The 17,757-nt window shown below is 65.5% G+C and carries 9 protein-coding genes; 7 read left to right on the top strand and 2 right to left on the bottom strand.

All coding sequences use genetic code 11. The features are described 5' to 3' along the window. Positions 1-3 precede the first annotated feature (3 nt). Positions 4-3,270 (top strand): polyphosphate kinase 1, encoded by a 3,267-nt coding sequence (ppk1, locus tag HNQ61_RS18100; protein ID WP_170034801.1) that lies wholly within the window; start codon positions 4-6, stop codon positions 3,268-3,270. Then, positions 3,267-4,172 (top strand): hypothetical protein, encoded by a 906-nt coding sequence (locus HNQ61_RS18095; RefSeq protein WP_183685738.1) that lies wholly within the window; start codon positions 3,267-3,269, stop codon positions 4,170-4,172. The genes ppk1 and HNQ61_RS18095 overlap by 4 nt, the downstream gene beginning before the upstream one ends. Before the next feature lie 379 nt (positions 4,173-4,551). Here HNQ61_RS18095 and HNQ61_RS18090 read toward each other — a convergent pair whose 3' ends face one another. Then, complete coding sequence (locus HNQ61_RS18090) at positions 4,552-5,454, bottom strand: alpha/beta hydrolase (RefSeq protein ID WP_170034803.1); 903 nt, start codon at positions 5,452-5,454, stop codon at positions 4,552-4,554. 456 nt (positions 5,455-5,910) lie between these two features. On the opposite strand from HNQ61_RS18090, the gene HNQ61_RS18085 reads away from it, so the two are divergent. Continuing rightward, complete coding sequence (locus HNQ61_RS18085) at positions 5,911-8,283, top strand: TonB-dependent siderophore receptor (protein WP_170034804.1); 2,373 nt, start codon at positions 5,911-5,913, stop codon at positions 8,281-8,283. A gap of 643 nt (positions 8,284-8,926) precedes the next feature. Here the strand turns inward: HNQ61_RS18085 and HNQ61_RS18080 are convergent. Then, complete coding sequence (locus HNQ61_RS18080; RefSeq protein ID WP_170035955.1) at positions 8,927-9,919, bottom strand: alpha/beta fold hydrolase; 993 nt, start codon at positions 9,917-9,919, stop codon at positions 8,927-8,929. Positions 9,920-10,212: 293 nt separating this feature from the next. Here HNQ61_RS18080 and HNQ61_RS18075 point away from each other — a divergent pair, with 293 nt between their 5' ends. The 4 genes from HNQ61_RS18075 to HNQ61_RS18060 all read left to right on the top strand — a co-directional run bounded on the left by HNQ61_RS18075 (position 10,213) and on the right by HNQ61_RS18060 (position 17,538). Next, positions 10,213-12,750 carry a DEAD/DEAH box helicase family protein gene (locus HNQ61_RS18075; RefSeq protein ID WP_205761518.1) on the top strand — a complete coding sequence of 846 codons (2,538 nt, stop codon included), beginning with the start codon at positions 10,213-10,215 and terminating at the stop codon, positions 12,748-12,750. A gap of 10 nt (positions 12,751-12,760) precedes the next feature. After that, the gene (locus HNQ61_RS18070; RefSeq protein WP_170034806.1) at positions 12,761-14,812 is read left to right on the top strand and encodes an N-6 DNA methylase; all 2,052 of its coding nucleotides are present in this window, start codon (positions 12,761-12,763) and stop codon (positions 14,810-14,812) included. A gap of 296 nt (positions 14,813-15,108) precedes the next feature. Further along, complete coding sequence (locus HNQ61_RS18065; protein WP_184430758.1) at positions 15,109-16,416, top strand: hypothetical protein; 1,308 nt, start codon at positions 15,109-15,111, stop codon at positions 16,414-16,416. A 294-nt stretch (positions 16,417-16,710) separates the two neighbouring features. Further along, positions 16,711-17,538: a hypothetical protein gene (locus HNQ61_RS18060; protein WP_170034808.1), complete on the top strand. Its 828-nt coding sequence runs from the start codon at positions 16,711-16,713 to the stop codon at positions 17,536-17,538. The last annotated feature ends 219 nt before the right edge of the window (positions 17,539-17,757 follow it).

Raw genomic sequence — 17,757 nt, 5'->3', positions numbered from 1 at the left:
ACGATGTCCGTACCGCAACCGCTTTCCGGCCCCGTGACGCCGGCTCTCCGCTACGATTCCGGCATCCCCGAAACGCTGCGGCGCATTTCCGCGGAGCCCCCGCCCGAAGGTCTGGAGGCGGGGACGCCGCGGCTTTCCGCGTGGCGCGACGTGTACTGGGACACCGAGGCGGGCGACCTGGAAGGCCGGGGCGCCTGGGCCTGCGTGCGCCACCACGAGGACGGGACGCGCATCTTCGCCGTGCGCACCGGCCGCGCGCACGAGGGCGGGTCCGTCGTCGAGGCGCCGCTGGAGCCCGCGAGCGAGGTGGAGGACGAGGCCGCCCTCTTCATCGGCGCCACGGAGCCCGCCCTGCGGCTGCGCGCGCTGGTGGACCCCGCGCTCCTCGTCCCCCGCATTCAGGTGGAGACGCAGCGCCAGCACCGCGTGTTCCGCACGGACACGGGCGACGCGGCGGAGGTGGCCTGCGACGCCATGGTGGCGCGGGACGGCCGGCTGCGGGCGGAGCTTTCCGAGGTGGTGATCGCCCCGCTGGACGGAAACGTGGAGCGCGTGGCCGGGGCGCTGCGCCACGCCCACGGCCTGCCGCGGGTGGATGAGGACCGGCTGGAGCGCGCGCGGACGGCGCTGCGCGAGCGCGAGCTGGACGGGCTGGAGCGGGCCGTGCGCGCCGCGCGCCGCGTGGCCGTGCTGGCGATGGAAAACGGCCGCGTCGCCCTGCGGCGCGAAAAGGCGGCCCTGCGCGTTCCGTCCGGCGCGGGATCGGGGGAGGATGCCTGCCGCCAGGTGCTGCGCGAGTGCTTTGGCGATGACGGGGCGCGGGTGCGGCTGCTGGGCACGGGCCCCGGCGCGGGGGAGCGCGCCGCGGTGGAGGTGTGGCTGGCGGAGGGCGTGAACGACGCCCCGGAAGCCGCCGCCTGCGTGCTGGTGCACGTTCCGCTGGGGGAGATCCTGGCCTCCGTGGGGTCGCCGGCGCTGCGGGAGCACGACACGCTCGTGGCGCTGCACGTGGCCGCGCGCTCCGCGCTGCCGCTGGGCGAGCGCGGCGCGGCGATGGAGGCGGAAGAGGCCGAGGCGCGCCGCACGCTGACCGCGCCCCCGCCGCCGGAGGAGGGCGACGCCGCCAGCCTCCCGCCGGGCACGCTGCTGAACATGGAGCTGAGCCTGCTCGCCTTCAACCGCCGCGTCCTGGGGCTGGCGGAAGACGAGCGGGTGCCGCTGCTGGAACGGGTGCGCTTTCTGGCCATCTTCGGCGGCAACACCGACGAGTTCTTTCGCGTCCGCGTGGCGGGCTTCAAGCGGCAGGTGTCGCTGGGGAGCGAGAAGCGGACGATTGACGGCGTGCGCCCGCAGGACCAGCTGGACGCCATCGGGGTGCGCTCGCGCCGGCTGATGGAGCGCGCCTACGCCCTTCTGCACGAGACGCTGCTGCCGGAAATGGCGCGGCGGGGAATTCAGGTGGCGGCCTCGTCGCTGCTGGACCGCGAGGAGCGCTCGTGGGTGCGCGACCACTTCGAGCAGGAGGTGCGGCCGCTGCTGATGCCGCTCACCGCCGGCCCGGAGCACCCGTTTCCCCACGTGCGCAACCTGCGCCCGGCGCTGGCGGGCCTCATCCGCGACGCGTCCACGGGCGAGGAGCGGCTGGGGATCGTGGAGCTGCCGGACGGCTCGCCGCGCTTTGTGCGGGTCGCGCCGACGGGGCGGTACGTGCCGCTGGAAGAGGTGGTCGCCGCCCACTTCGGCACGCTGTATCCCGGGATGGAAACGGACATCCCCCACGCCTTTCGCGTCACGCGCAGCGCGGAACTGCACCTTGACGAGCGCCAGGCAGAGGACCTGTTGCACGCGGTGGAGGAGCAGGTGCGCAAGCGCCGCTTTCGCCCCGTCGTGCGGCTGGAGGTGCAGCGCGACATGCCGGCCAGGGTGCGCGCCCAGCTCCTGCGCGAGCTGCAGTACGAGGCGGCCGGCCGCGTCACCGCGCTGGGCGAGCAGGACGTGTACGAGGTGGCGGGTATCATCGACCTCCGCGCCATCCGCGAGCTGGCGACGGAGGAGGGCGAGGGGCTCAACTATCCCCCGCCGCCGCCCGCGCGTACGCCGCTGGACCCGTCGCGCTCCGTGTTCGACCTGCTGCGCGAGCGGGAAGTGCTCGTCTCGTTTCCCGAGGACTCGTTCGAGGGGACGGTGGAGCGGCTGGTGGTGGAGGCGGCGGAAGACCCGGACGTGCTGGCCATCAAGCTGGCGCTGTACCGCACCAACTCCAAGTCGCGCATCGTGGAGGCGCTGACGCGGGCGGCCGCGGCGGGCAAGCAGGTCGTGGCCCTGGTGGAGCTGACGGCGCGCTTCGACGAACTGAGCAACGTGCAGTGGGCGCGCTACCTTCGCAGCTACGGCATCCACGTGATCTACGGCGTGCCGGGGCTGAAGGTGCACGCCAAGATCGCGCTGGTCGTGCGGCGGGAGGGCGCGGGGCTCAACCGGTACGTGTACATCGGCACGGGGAACCTGAACGCGAGCACGGCGGCGTTCTACACGGACCTGGGGCTCATGTCCGCCAGCCCGGCGCTTGCCGCGGAACTGAACGACGTGTTCAACGTGCTGACCTCCGCCGCGCCGGAAGCGGAGTTCCAGCACCTGCTGGTGGCGCCGTTCACCATGCGCCGCCGCTTCGTGGAGATGATTGACCGCGAGGCGGACCACGCGCGCGCGGGGCGGGGCGGATGGATCCAGGCCAAGTTCAACGGCCTGGCGGACCGCGACCTGATCTCGGCGCTGTACCGCGCGTCGGCGGCGGGGGTGCGCATCGACCTGCTGGTGCGCGGGCTGTGCGCGCTGCGGCCGGGCGTCGCCGGGCTGTCGGAAAACATCCGCGTGTTCAGCGTGCTGGGGCGCTACCTGGAGCACGCGCGCATCTTCCGCTTCGAGAACGGCGGCGACCCGGCGTACTACATCGGCTCGGGGGATTGGCGGACGCGCAACCTGAGCCGCCGCATCGAGGTCGCCGTCCCCATCCGCGATCCGGATCACCACGCGCGGCTGGACCACATTCTGGAGGAGGGGCTGGACCGGCCGGAGCTGTGGGAGCTGGGCGCGGACGGCACCTACTACCAGCGGCCGGAAGTGGCCCCGCGCGACGTGCAGCCCGCGCCCGCGCCGGACGGCGCCCCGCCGCGGAACGACGCGCCGGCGCCGAAGCCCGTTTCCTACGACCTGTCGGAGGATGCGCGGGCGGAGCGCGACTGGCCGCGTGTGGAGCGGGCGGGCGAATGAGGCGGATGGGGATGGTGCCCGCCACCGCGCTGCTCCTGGCCGCGGGGTGCGGAGAGGCGGGCGCCGGCGGGAAATCGGCGGGGGACAAGCCGGTACAGTGGTGCGAGATCGCGGAGTCCGGCGTGACCCTTCCCTCGCAGGTGCGGGAGACGAGCGGCGCCGCGCTGGACCCGCGCGGCGGCGGCGTGTTCTGGAGCCACGGCGACAGCGGATCGCCGCCGGAGCTGTTCGCATTGGGCCCCAACGGCGAGCCGCAGGCCACGCTCACCCTGACCGGCGCCAGGAACCAGGACTGGGAAGACGTTTCGCTGGGCGCGTGCGACGGCGGGCAGTGCCTGTACGTGGCCGACATCGGCGACAACGGCAAGGACAAGAAGGACCCGGTGGCGCTGTACCGCGTTCCCCTTCCCGCCGCGGCGGGGGAGCACAAGGCGCGCGCGGACCGCTTTCAGGCGCGGTATCCCGGCGGGCCGCGGGACACGGAGGCCATGTTCACGCTGCCGGACGGGTCCATCTACCTGATCAACAAGGGGCAGAGCGAGCCCATCGAGCTGTACCGCTGGCCCACGCCGCTGCAGCCGGGCCCCGTGGATCTGGTGCGCGTCCGCGAGCTGGCGCCCAGGGCCGGGCAGCTGGGCGACCGGGTGACGGGCGCGGGGGCCAGTCCGGACGGAACGTGGGTGGCGGTGCGGACGTATTCCACGCTGGCGCTCTACCGCACGGCGGAGCTGCTGGGGAGCGGCGGGCCGGCGTACACGCTGGACCTGGCGCCGCTGGACGAGGCCCAGGGGGAGGCCGTGGCGATGGGGCCGGGCGGGGTGATCCTGCTCACGAGCGAGGGTGCGCAGCATCACGTTCCCGCCCGCGCCACCTGGCTGCGGTGCTCGCTGCCGGCTTCGTAACGGCAACACCAACAGCCTGGACGCGGGGGGACGCGGGGGTGGCGGGGGTACGCGGGGAACAACGAACCGGGCGCGACGAAGGGTAATCCTTTCGTCGCGCCCGGTTTTCGTCACCGCATATCGGCCGTCCAGACAATCAGCAGCGGGCGGCTGGCTCTGGTTTGTTGCGGATGGCTTGGCTTCTCGCCGGGCCGGGAGGCCCCTCCCCCCCGGCCCCTTCCCGCTCCCCTCCCGGCCGAAGCAGAGCGCGGAGAGGGGGGAACTCACACTGGGTACGACGATTCGCGCAGGTGAAGCCTGCAGGCGCAGCCCTTTCGTACTCTCGTACTCTCGTCTTTCGCACCCCGCACTAACGCACCCCGCACTCACGCACTATCCCCTACAGCGGTTCCGCCTCGCGCACGCGCTTCTGCGGGACGAGGGGGACGCCGAGAAGGAAGTGCAGTTCCCGGCGCAGGCGGCGGGCCCAGGCGCGCTCGTTGTGCGCGCCGCCCATCTCCACGATGAACATCAGGTCGTGGCCGGTCTTGTAGCCCTTCTGCGTCAGGATCTCCTTCATCCGCCGCACGTCGTGCAGTTCCTCACTCCCCTCGCTCGTGCCCACGTCCAGGTAGATGCGCCCGGGCGAAAACGGCCGCTCGCGCACGAACGGGTAGATGGAGGCGCCCGCGAACCACAGCGCGGGACTCATCACCCCCGTGAACCCGAAGACCTCGGGGTGCTTGAAGAACGCGTACAGGCTGATCAGCCCGCCCATGGACGAGCCCGCGATCCCCGTTCCCTCGCGGTCGGTGCGCGTGCGGAAGTCGCGGTCAATCAGCGGCTTGACCGTCTGCACGATCCAGTCGACGTACTTGTTGCCCTTGCCGCCCTGCTTGTGCCGGCGGTCCGTCCAGGGGCTGTACTCGTTCAGCCGCTCCGGGCCGATGTTGGGCAGCCCCACCACGATGGCCTCCAGCCCCTCGTCGGCGGCGGACTCCAGCGTCTGGTCCACCTCCCACTCGTCGCCAAAGCTCGTGGCGCGGTCGAACAGGTTCTGCCCGTCGTGCATGTACAGCACGGGGTAGCGGCGGGCCGTGCGGCCGTACGAGGGCGGCAGGTACACGAGCACGTCGCGCTCGTTTTCCAGCTGCGGGCTGTACAGGCCGCGCAGCACCTTGATGCTGCCCACCACGGTGTGATGGCGCCCGTCATCCTCCCCAAGGTAGTCCTGCCACTCGTCCCCGCCGCGCTGCCGCTCCGCCGGGGCCTGCTCCGTCTCCGCCGTCTGCTCGTCCGTCATCAATCCGCGTAAGTGCCTGGAGTCCGATCTTCGCCGCCGCTGCCGCCGCTCGTCTATCAACAAGCGTTCCGCCCGCGTTCCGTCATCAACTTACCCACTCGCGCCGATCCCCACCACGTACCCGGCCAGTGAACGGAAATGCATCACACAGAGTTAACAGAGTCAACAGAGTAACAGAGCGAAAAGAGCCAGGATCGACGGCGGGATCGGTTTCTTGACTGTTAACTCTGTTGACTCTGTGTGATACCCATGTTGATGTGCCATGTGAGACGGGACGCTCTCCCTGGATTCCATCCGCCTGCCCGCCGCGCACGTGCCGGATCGGGTGCGCCGCGGGGTGCCTGAATTGTGACCTTCCGGTACTTGCGCCGGGAGAACCGGCCGGGTATTCTCTTGAGAATCGTTCTCAATCTCAAGCGAACTCTGTCCGGCCGCTCTCGGCTTCCTGTGGTTCTCATGCGATCTCTGGTTGTTCTCGGCCTTGGCTGCGCGGTCTGCGCCGCCCCCGCCGCGCTCCACGCCCGGCCCCTGACGCCGCGCGACACCACGCCCGCCCTCACGCGCATGGCGGCCGACACCACGGCCCGCATCCGCTTTCAGATTCCCGCGCAGCCGCTGGCCGCCGCGCTTCGCGACTTCGCGCGGCAGAGCGACCTGCGGCTTCAGGTGGATGCGCAGGCCGCGTCGTCCGCCCGCAGCACCGCCGTGAGCGGCACGTACACGGCGCCCGACGCGTTGCGCATGCTGCTGGCGGGAACCGGCATGACGGCGCGCATCGTCGGCGGCGAAACGGCGTTCATCACCCGTGACGGCGGCGACCGCACCTACGCCATGACGCCGGTGACGGTGGTGAGCGAGCGCAGCCGCGGCTACGGCGCGCCCCGCACCACGACGGCCACGAAGACCGATACGCCGCTGCGCGATGCGCCGCAGTCGGTGAGCGTGGTGACGCGCCAGGTGATCGCCGACCAGGCCATGCAGGGGATGTCGGACGTGGTGCGCTACGTCCCGGGCATCTCCATGGGCCAGGGCGAAGGCCACCGCGACGCGCCCACCATCCGCGGCCAGTCGTCCACGGCGGACTTCTTCGTGGACGGCGTGCGCGACGACGTGCAGTACCTGCGCGACCTGTACAACACGGAGCGGGTGGAGGCGCTCAAGGGGAGCAACGCCATGATCTTCGGGCGGGGCGGCGGCGGCGGGGTCATCAACCGCGTCACCAAGGAGGCGCAGTGGGCGCCCACCCGCGCGGTCACGCTGGAAGGCGGCTCGTTCAACCACCGCCGCGGCATGCTGGACGTGGGGCAGGGCGTGGGCGGCAACGTGGCGCTGCGCTTCAACGGGATGTACGAGAACTCCGAGGGCTTCCGCGACCAGTCGGAGCTGCGCCGCTACGGCGTGAATCCCACCGCGGCGCTGGCGCTGGGCGCGAGCACCACGCTGCGCGCCGGCTACGAGTACTTTCACGACGACCGCCGGGTGGACCGCGGCATCCCCTCGTTCCAGGGGCGTCCGTCGCGCACCGACATCACCACCTACTTCGGCAACCCGGGGCTTAGCGACTCCGAGGTGGACGTGAACAGCGCGTCCGCCACGCTGGAGCACCAGGCGGGCGTGCTCACCATCCGCAACCGCGCGCGGTGGGCCAGCTACGACAAGTTCTACCAGAACAGCTTTCCCGGCGCGGTGACGGCCGACGGGTCGCAGGTGGCGCTTTCGGCGTACAACAGCAGCAGCGACCGCGAAAACCTGTTCAACCAGACGGACCTGCTGTTCAGCGTGAACACGGCGGGGATCCGCCACGGCTTCCTGGCCGGCGCGGAGTTCGGGCGGCAGGACACCGACAACTTCCGCAACACGGGCTACTACAACAACACGGCGGCCTCGTTTCCCGTGCCCATCGGCTCGCCAACGGTGAACACGCCCATCACGTTCCGCCAGAGTGCCACGGACGCGGACAACCGTTCGCGCGCCACGGTGGCGGCGGTGTACCTGCAGGACCAGATCACCGTGGTGCCCATGCTGCAGCTGCTGGGCGGCGTGCGGTTTGACCGGTTCGACATCGACTTTCACAACAACCGCAACGACGAGGATCTGAGCCGCCGCGACAACCTGGTGTCGCCGCGCGCGGGCGTGATCTTCAAGCCGATGGAAACCGCGTCCATCTACGGAAGCTGGAGCGTGAGCTACCTGCCCAGCAGCGGCGACCAGTTCGGCTCGCTGACGGCGACCACCAAGACGCTGGAGCCGGAAGAGTTCACCAACCGCGAGGTGGGCTTCAAGTGGGACGCGCGCAGCAACCTGTCGCTGACCGCCGCGCTGTACCGGCTGGACCGCACCAACACCACCGCGCCGGACCCGGCGGACCCGTCGCGCATCGTGCAGACGGGCGCGCAGCGGACGCACGGGTGGGAGCTGGGCGCCACGGGCAACATCACGGACAACTGGCAGATCGTGGGCGGGTTTGCGCGGCAGTCGGCCAGGATCGTGAGCACGACGTCGGCGGCAAAGGCCGGGCAGCGCACGCCGCTGGTGCCGGAGCGCTCGTGGTCGCTGTGGAACCGCGTGCAGGTGGTGCCGGCGCTGGGCTTCGGTGTGGGCGTGGTGCACCAGAGCGACGTGTTTGCCGCCATCGACAACACCGTCACGCTCCCCGCGTTCACCCGCGCGGACGCGGCCGTGTACCTGCGCGTGACCCGCGGGCTGAGTGTGCAGGCGAACGTGGAGAACGTGCTGGATGAGCGGTACTACCCCACGTCGCAGGGCAACAACAACATCATGCCGGGTGCCTCGCGCACCCTGCGCCTGAGCCTGACCACGCGCCGGTAACCGCGCGCGGCGGGTTGGGTGGATGATGACAGGCGGCGCGGCTCCGGGTTCGGGGCCGCGCCGCTTCGTATTCGTCTGACCAGCGATGGAGGGTGCGTCTGGCGAGGTTCGGGGTAGCGCCGGGCACCCCTCTCCCCCCAGCCCCCTCTCCCGCAAGCGGGAGAGGGGGCGCCGTTCGGCGCCGCCGGACGATTCTGCGCGCGCCCGCGGCGCCCGTGCAGTGGGTTCCAGTTTTCGCCTCCTGGGTCACGTCCCCCATCCCCACGCGGACGCCCCACGTCCACGCCCGATCACGTTGCCTCACGCCAAAAGGCGTCATCCTGAGTAGGCGCCGGCCGAAGCCCCGGCGGCGCAGATGCTTGGCGCCGACGAAGGATCTACTTTCCCCCGTTCCAACTATCCCGCGCGCACCGGCACCATCCCCACGTGCGGTTGAAGCCCCGAACGGCGCCTGGGGGCGGCCTGTCGGGGCATTGCGTCTTTGGAGCGGCGGATTCATCCGCTCCAGATACTCGCCGCGCGACCAACTCGGCTTCCCGCACCGAACCTGCCGCACGCCCCAACCCTCCCCCAGCCTTTTTGGGGGGAGGGTGGGCCGGTGGTGCCGGCCCGGGTGGGGGCCGCCGTGGGGCCTGGGACGCGCTCAGTTCGTCGGCTGCACCTGCTCGGCCCAGCTCTGCGCGCCGCTCTGCCCGTTCAGAAAGGGCAGCACGGTGGTGGCCAGCACGGGGGCGCTGAAGATCTCGTAGTGCGTCAGGTCGGGGAGGATGGCCAGGCGGTTGCGCGACATGGTCTCGCGGCCCCATCCCGCGTCCTTCAATCCACCACCCAGCATCTGGTAGAAGCGGATCACGTGCTCCGGGCGGAACATGTCGCCGTCACCGTAGACGAGCATCACCGGCATGGTGAGCTTCGGCACGTCCGCCGACCAGTCGAACGGCGCGCGAATGTAGTCGCCCATGCGGTCCAGCAGCAGCGGGAACTCAGCCGGGTCCGGCGCGACGGCCCGGTACGACTGGTACATGGGCGTATCCTTCATCTGCTCGGCCATGGCGCCGCTGACCATGGCCTGCTGCGGAAGCATCTCGGGATAGAAGCCGTCCTGCGCGTAGCTGCCGGACACCAGCACCAGCCGCCGCACCATCTCCGGATGCCGCGCACCGAACTGGAACGCCACGCCCGCGCCCATCGAGTAGCCCATCACGTCCACCTGCGCGAAGCCGAGTTCGCGCACGATGGTGGCCATGTCGTCGCCCTGATCCACAAGGTTGATGGGACGGCTGCCCAGCCGGGTGCGGCCGTGCCCGTGCAGGTCCACGCCAATCACCTGCCGCCCCCGCGCCAGCATCCGCAGCACCGGCCCGAACATCTCGATCTGCCCCAGCCCGCCGTGAAGCAGTAGCACCGGCTCGCCCTGGCCGTAGACCTGGTAGTAGTAGCTGACGCCGTTGGCCTGGATGTGGCCGCTGCGGGCCGGGGCGGGTGCGGTGGTGGTCTGGGCGCTCATTGTGCTCTGCTGCGCCTGTGCGTGGAGTACGGCGGGCGCGCCCGTCGTGGCCGCCGCGCTGGTGACGAGGGCGGCCAGCACGGCCCGCGTGATCCGGCGGGCGGCGGCCGGAGCGCGCCGGGTCCGCATGCCGGCTTCGCTGGTCTGGTGGATAGTGCGCATGGGTTCGTCCTCCGGTGTGTGTCGTCCGGCGCGGGTCCCTCGCGGCCCGCGCATCGTCCTCCCTACACACCCGTCGAACGATCCCCGCTCTTTTCGACAAACGCATCTTCCTTTTCCCGCCACAGACATGTTGCCCATCGCGTCTGCCGCTGCTACTGTTCGCTCCTAATCGGCCGGGCATGGTCAAATCTCGTTGTGGCATTTGGCGCTCACATACGAGCAATGAGCTCTGCCGCGTTACTCTTCAACGACGAGATAACGTGTCTACGAAGGAAGCCACAGCACGTATCAAAATCAACAAACTCCTTGAAGCAGCTGGTTGGCGATTCTTCCCCGAAGATGGTAGGCCAGCGAGCATTTTCTTGGAACCAGTCATTGCACTCCGAGGGGATGACTCAGAAAGTTTAGGCGATGGCTTCCAGAATACGAGAAGGGGATTCGTCGACTTTCTGCTTGTTGACTCGAAGGGCCTCCCCTTGGCCATCGTCGAAGCGAAAGCAGAGGACAAGAATCCGCTGGTGGGGAAGGAGCAGGCCCGGAAGTATGCTCGATCACAGAACTGCAGGTTTGTGATTCTTTCGAACGGGAACCTGCACTATCTGTGGGACTTGGAACGAGGGAATCCGTACGTGATCACGAGTTTTCCCACTGAGGAGTCGCTAAAGAGCTTCCAGCGAGGCCTGTCCCCGAACCCGCGACGCTTGGCTGACGAACTAGTAGGTGCGGACTACATCGTTCTCACGCAACGGCCGACATACGAGGCCGAGGCAGGCTGGAGAAGCCAGGCCGAGCGCGCGAGCTATATAAGAGCCAATAGCCTGCGGTTTCTGCGGCCATATCAGCTTCGAGCCATCCACCGGTTGCAGGACGCAATTCGAGACAACAAGGACCGCTTCCTATTCGAGATGGCGACTGGCACAGGGAAGACACTTACTGCCGCAGCCGTCATTAAGCTGTTCCTTCGCACTGGAAATGCGAAGCGGGTACTCTTCTTGGTAGATCGTCTCGAACTCGAGGACCAAGCGAAGAAGGCTTTTACGTCGCTGTTGAGTGCCGATTTTAACACCGTGATCTACAAAGAGAATCGGGATGACTGGAGAAGCGCTGAGATCGTCGTCACGACGGTTCAATCACTTCTGTTCAACAACAAGTACCAACGCCTATTTTCGCCGACAGACTTTGATTTAGTCGTTTCCGACGAGGCTCATCGCTCGATAGGCGGAAATGCGCGAAGCGTTTTCGATTTTTTTGTCGGTTACAAGCTCGGCTTGACCGCTACGCCGCGCGATTACTTGCGTCGATTCGACCAGCGGAACGCGAGTGACCCCCGGGAGGTAGAGCGTCGCCTCTTGCTGGACACCTATCGTACCTTCGGGTGCGAAAGCGGCCAACCTACATTTCGATACTCGCTTTTGGATGGTGTACGGGAAGGTTATTTAATCACTCCCACCGTGGTCGACGCGCGTACCGAGGTTACTACCGAGCTTCTCTCCGCAGAGGGGTTTGTAGTTTCGTTCACGGATGATACCGGAGAGGATCAACACGAAACTTTCAAGCAGCGCGAATTCGAGAAGCGATTCTTTTCGGATTCCACGAACCATCTGCTTTGTAAAACCTTTTTGGAGAATGCCCTCCGCGATCCAATCAGCGGTGAGCTCGGTAAGTCGATTGTCTTTGCGGTCAGCCAGAACCACGCAGCCAAGCTCTCGCAGATTCTGAATGAGATGGCATCCCTGCTGTACCCCGGAAAATATCAGTCAGACTTCGCTGTCCAGGTGACCTCGTCAGTGTCAGATGCCCAGCAGTTCACGATCAACTTCGCGAATAACAGACTGTGCGGCTCGGGTAACTTTCTTCCGGCATATAAAACGAGCAAGGCAAGAGTATGTGTGACAGTGGGTATGATGACCACCGGTTATGATTGTCCTGACGTTCTAAATATTGGGCTGTTTAGGCCCATCTTTTCACCCACTGACTTCATCCAAATAAAAGGGCGTGGCACCCGTACACACAGCTTTACGGAGCAACTCCTCGATCGCTCAACCCTGGGTGAACTTTCCCATCCAGAAAAAACCAGTTACAAGCTTTTCGACTTCTTTGCAAATTGTGAGTATTTCGAAGCAGAGTTCAACTATGATGAAGTCTTGAAGCTTCCTCGGCGAAAAGATCTGGTAGATCTATATACGGGGGGTGGAGAGCCTACGGTGATCGATGGAGCGTATGAGCACCTCGGCACAGATATTCTCTCGACGGTTAGGGAAGAGACCATCGGTGGCGCCGGCATGAAGATCGACCGCATGTTCTTCGAGCGTTTCGGTGAGACTGTTCGCGAAAACTCCGAAATCGTAGCCGCAGTGGAGGCCGGGCAGTGGGATCGCGTCATACACTACGTGAACCAGGATGTATTCGACAAGCCAGACGAGTACTACACGTTGGCGAAGCTGCGCAAGGCTGCCGCCGTAGATCGCCGGGTTAGTCTACGGGAGATTCTGGAGAAGGTGTTTGGCTTGATTCCTCAATTCAAATCCAAGGATGAGTTACTCGAAGAGGAGTTTGTAAAGTTTGTGGCTGACCACACGCCGGACGAAGCGGAAGCCATATCTGCCATCAGGCACTACTTCAAAGCGTATCTAACCAGCGCCACCGTGCGCGAAATCGTCGATCAGCGTAGGTTGACCGCTCTTGCGACGAATCCGGTGCTCTCGACGCGCGACTTCAAAGCCGTGCCGCCGAGGTACCGGACGCTCGTGCCGGAGTACATCAAGGATTACGTGTCCTTGAACCAGTTCGCTGCATAAAGGAAGCCGGATGCTGGATCTCGAAACGAAGCGCCGCATCGACACTGCCCGTGACATTCTGGTCGGTAAGGTCCCAGATCCCAAGAGCCAGGTCGAGCAGATTACGATTGCTCTGATTTACAAGTTCATGGACGACATGGACGCCGAGGCGGAAGAACTGGGAGGGCAGCGCAGTTTCTTCGCCGAGGGCTTCTCCCGATACGGGTGGGCAAAGCTGATGCGCTCAGGCTTGGGTGGTCACGAGGTGCTGAACCTCTATGCCGAGGCGATCGGAAAAATGCCAGAGAATCCGGGCATCCCGCTACTCTTCCGTGACATCTTCAAGAATGCCTTCCTGCCGTACCGGGATCCGGAGACGCTGCGTGCATTCCTCAAGGTCATAGATGGATTCGAGTATGACCATTCGGAGCGCCTTGGTGATGCCTTTGAATATCTCTTGTCGATCTTGGGCAGCCAAGGAGACGCGGGACAATTTCGGACCCCCCGCCACATCATCGACTTCGTCGTATCGATCGTTGACCCGAAGAAGCACGAAACCGTGCTCGACCCGGCATGCGGTACAGCCGGATTTCTGATCTCAGCGTACAAGCATATCCTGCAAGCTAATAGCACTCAATCCGCAGTCCAGACCTCCAAAGCCGGCCACGATGCTACGGCGTCGCTTCACTCCTCCCGGATCCCGCCGGCGCGGGGCGATCTGCTGACCCCAGACGAACGCGGGCGTTTGGCGGCCAGCTTCAAGGGTTACGACATCTCGCCCGATATGGTGCGCTTATCGCTTGTGAACCTTTACCTGCACGGCTTCACTGACCCACACATCTATGAGTACGACACGCTGACTAGTGAAGACCGCTGGAACGAGCACGCGGACGTGATTTTTGCTAATCCTCCCTTCATGTCACCGAAGGGAGGAATCAAACCGCATACCCGATTCTCAATTCGGTCCAAACGGTCTGAAGTGCTCTTTCTTGACTACATAATCGAGCACCTCTCGCCGACAGGTAAGGCAGGGGTCATTGTGCCGGAAGGCATCCACTTCGTAGCTCAATCGGGCCATGAGACGCTCAGGCGTACTCTGATCGAAAAGGGTTTTCTCCTCGCCGACATCACGCTTCCCCATGGTGTGTTCAAGCCGTATGCAAGCGTAAAGACCCACATCCTAGTGATTGATCGAGCTATTGCACGGCGAAGCAATTCTGTTCTTTTCGTAGAAATCGAGAACGACGGATACTCGCAGTCGGATACTCGAGAACCGCTACCGCTCCAATCTCAGTTACCCGTGGCGAAAGATGTGGTCCTCTCGTTTAAGGAAGCAGTTAGAACCGGCTCGACATGGGAGTGCGCGGATACAAGTATTCGGTCGTACGTAGTCCCGAAACCGCAACTTCTAGGCACGAGTACCGCTCACCTGCTTGGCCGGTGGCATGACCTCCCCAACAGAGTCATTCATCGGAGCGATGTTCCACTGTTCACAATCGGGGAGCTTTGCCGCATCGAGGATGGGCGGTCACCAAACATGGCAACCACCCCAGGTGAGTTCGTGCTTGTTGTTCCCGCGGAAGAGCGTAAGTCATCTCAACACTGGGATTTTGAGGGTAAGGCGGTATGTGTTCCGCTGGTGTCATCGGCTGGCCACGGCAAGGCTGATATTAAGCGGCTTCACTATCAAGAAGGAAGGTTTGCATTAGCAACGACCATGTGTGCGTTGTTCCCGAAGGACGAGACTGTTCTTCGTCCTCGCTTCCTTTACGTCTTTCTTAGCGCGATGTGCACGGACCTTCTGGTACCGCTCATGTGCGGAGCGACAAATGTGACGATGGACAGCCGGCAACTTTCTGAAGTCCTAATCCCCGTTCCCGAAGCTTCGGTTCAAGATGAGGTAGTAGAATCATATCTGGTAGAAACTGAGGTCGCGGCGATTGACCGGGTCGCAAATGCACTGAGGCAATCGTCATCCCGTAAAGAAGTGATCCAGTTCGCAGAACGTCTCCTACAAGATACGATGAAACTGCGTCGCGATGCGCAGAACAGAGCTAACGTTTCGGCTTTTCTCCCCAGCTAAGTTTGCGGAGGGGTTAGTTGTTGGCGAGTGCTGAGATCTTGTCCTGCACTCGGGAAGTTGCCGGTAGGCGGCTGACGGCTCGGCGCTACAGTGAGTGGTGATGTGCGTACTTGCTCCGATGTATAATCCTACTTTGTGCGTCGGCTTCCCACCTATCCTGTCGTAGTCGGCCTGTTCTTTGAGAGATTACACTACCTCATTTCAGGCCGTAGACGCGCGCGGGGCGGGGTGTCTACAATAGGCGCCGATTGTCGCGCCCGTGTTGGGCCGCGACGTGCACCCGCGCCGCGCCTACCATGTCCCGCGTGCGACACCGCAGCCGGGCCGAGTTGCCGCCCTCCCCCATCGAGTTCGCCTACCCACTCGCCATTCCCGACACAACGGTGCTCGGCGCGGCGATCCTGGACGAAACGCCCGACCATTTCGCGCTCCACGTCTTTCAGGCCCTGCGGCTCACGTTTGCGTGGGCAGCCGGGCCCGATGTGTCCGGCGCGGAGTTCGACCACGCGAATCTGGCGGAGTGGGAGTCCGACGTGCTGCAGACGACCGGCGTGGACGAGGCGCTGTGGGCGCCGGTTTCCGTCATCGCGAGCGAACTTGCGCGCCCGGCGGAGCTGGAGCCCGAGCGCCTTTCGCACGCGTGCCTGGCCGTGGTGGACTGGGCGGTGGGGGAGCAGGCGTTCGGCACCGCGGTGCTCTTTGCCGAGGCTGCAGCCGTGGTGTGGCCAAACAACGCACGGCTCGCCTGGATCTGCGGAAAGATCTATCGCGAGCGGCAGAATCTGAGTCTCGCCGGGATGTGGTTCCGGCGCGCCAAGCGCGTCGCCGTCTGGACGGGTGACGCGGAGCTTCAGGCCACGGCGCTGAACAGCCTCGGGAACCTGAAGGTGCATCTTGGCGATCTTGTTGCCGGACGCCAACTGCTGCTGTCAGCTGCCCGTGTGGCGAAACGAGAACGGCTTCACGAGCGGCAGGCCAAGGTTCTACATGACCTGCTCGCCGTCTGTATCTACGACGGGAGCTACGATGAAGGAGAGAGATACGCCGCGAAAGCTTTTTCGGCGTATGGACCACACCACCCGAACGTGATCAATCTGGCGTTCGATGTCGCCCTGCTCTGGAATCAGCAGGGACGATTCTCCCGAGCGCTACCGGTGTTCAAAGCTCTCCGAGACCGATTCCTGGATGATGACCGGCATCTCCGACTTCTTGTGAGCACGGCGAGAGCGGCGGGGGCTTCAGGAGATCCGGCAGCTTTTCACGAGGTTTGGACGCAAGCGTGGGCCATGATGGATCGCGGAGCAGTTCAGCATCTACGCGCAGCAGCGCCACTCGAACTCGCCTTGGGTGCGCTCAGCTTGGGTTTGTGGCAGCATGCGGAACTGGCTCTGAAGGTATCCAGTGATGCTGCCCGGGAGCTACGAGAGGGAGAGACTCTGGCCCGAGCTGAAGCTTTACTCGAACGGCTGGCCCGGCGTCAGTCCGCCGACCGCACAGCCACCGATGGATTCACACACCCGCTCAAGACAGGGGACTTAGCCTTGGCTCTCGTGAGGTCGCTCGATGCACAGCCCACCGCTGGTGCTCGGAACACGGGAGGGTGATCGGTCTGTCAGGTTCCGGAGCCAATCACAATCCCGGTGGATGGCGTATCCGTGGTGGAGTTCGGCGGCTGGGTACTAGGTGTGGTGTCCTTCTGGATGGCTGTCGCACGCCCTGACTTTACAGTGGAGTGGGGCTCCGAAGGGCTTTCTACGCAGCCGGTAATCAGGAGAGCGGAAAGCACGATCAAGAGCGGGAAACGGCGCATCGAATCCTCCATGGCGAACGGAGACAATCAAGGACGCCATCAAGATGCACTCTGGAAACGTCCACTTGCAACACACGTTCAGCCTGAAATGAAGTCTCCGCTCGTACCTCCGCCGGGGCGGGTGACGCATCCCGGGCGCACGCTGCTGGTGCTGGCGCCGGAGTTCGCGGAGGCACCCGCGGCCGTGGGCGGATACACGGTGCAGGCGCACGCGAACTGGCCGGCGCTGGCGGATAGCGTGCGGACCGCGGCTCCGTCCAGCGTGGTCCTGGTGCGTGCGCCGGCGAGCGAGGTGAGCGGGCTGATCCGCGCGACGCCCTCGGTTCCGGTGGTCGCGGCGGTGTCGTTTCGTGATGCGGGCGCGGCGCAGGTCCGCACGCTCCTCTCGGCCGGCGTGGCGGAGGTCGTGAACGTGGATGTGCTGCCGTCGATGGCGGGAATGGTTCCCACGCTGCGCCGTGCGCACGCGCGGCCGCTCACGCGGCGAATGGAGACGGGGCTGCCGGTGTGGGTGCCGGAAGAGGGACGGACGCTTTTGCGCGCGGCGGCGGAAACCGTGGTGGATCTGGGCGGGCGCGCGATGTTCGCGGGGATGTTCGGCGTGTACGAGCGCACCGTGGCGGAAAAGTGCGCCGAGCTGCACCTGCCACCGCCGCGGCGTCTGCTGGGGTGGGCGCGCGTGCTGCTGGCGCTGTCACTGCTGGAGGAAGCGGAGCGCACGGTGATGAACGTGGCGCTCGTCTGCGGCTATCGCGACAACAGTTCGCTCAAGCGCGCGGTGGAGAACTTCAGCGGGGGCGCCGCCCTGGCGTCCATCCGCGACCAGAGCTTCGCGTCCGCGTTCGACGGGTTCCTCACCGAACTGCGCGAGCTTCGCTACGGCACGCGCCGCATCCCCCGCGCCGCACCGGTCTGAGCCTTCCCGCACCGACCCGCTGGCCGGTGCGCCTGCCACCGGCTGCCCGCGCGCCGCGGCTCTGTCCCGTCAGCGAACGTCGGCGGATCGGCTCAAGCCAAGTGAAGTACCACGTCGTACTTTCGTACTTTCGTACTTTCGTACTTTCGTACTTTCGTACTTTCGTACTTTCGTACTTTCGTACTTTCGTACTTTCGTACTTTCGTACTTTCGTACTTC

It is taken from the genome of Longimicrobium terrae, assembly GCF_014202995.1.
Taxonomy (GTDB): Bacteria; Gemmatimonadota; Gemmatimonadetes; order Longimicrobiales; family Longimicrobiaceae; genus Longimicrobium; species Longimicrobium terrae.
Note: the sequence above shows the minus strand (reverse complement) of the source record. Positions and strands in the feature narration are given on the sequence as shown.

What these genes read in the sequence shown, in the direction of transcription:
- ppk1 (WP_170034801.1), top strand. Translation starts at nt 4, where the DNA reads ATGTCCGTACCGCAACCGCTTTCCGGCCCCGTGACGCCGGCTCTCCGC.
- HNQ61_RS18070 (WP_170034806.1), top strand. Translation starts at nt 12,761, where the DNA reads ATGCTGGATCTCGAAACGAAGCGCCGCATCGACACTGCCCGTGACATT.
- HNQ61_RS18065 (WP_184430758.1), top strand. Translation starts at nt 15,109, where the DNA reads ATGTCCCGCGTGCGACACCGCAGCCGGGCCGAGTTGCCGCCCTCCCCC.
- HNQ61_RS18085 (WP_170034804.1), top strand. Translation starts at nt 5,911, where the DNA reads ATGCGATCTCTGGTTGTTCTCGGCCTTGGCTGCGCGGTCTGCGCCGCC.
- HNQ61_RS18090 (WP_170034803.1), bottom strand. Translation starts at nt 5,454, where the DNA reads ATGACGGACGAGCAGACGGCGGAGACGGAGCAGGCCCCGGCGGAGCGG.
- HNQ61_RS18060 (WP_170034808.1), top strand. Translation starts at nt 16,711, where the DNA reads ATGAAGTCTCCGCTCGTACCTCCGCCGGGGCGGGTGACGCATCCCGGG.
- HNQ61_RS18095 (WP_183685738.1), top strand. Translation starts at nt 3,267, where the DNA reads ATGAGGCGGATGGGGATGGTGCCCGCCACCGCGCTGCTCCTGGCCGCG.
- HNQ61_RS18080 (WP_170035955.1), bottom strand. Translation starts at nt 9,919, where the DNA reads ATGCGGACCCGGCGCGCTCCGGCCGCCGCCCGCCGGATCACGCGGGCC.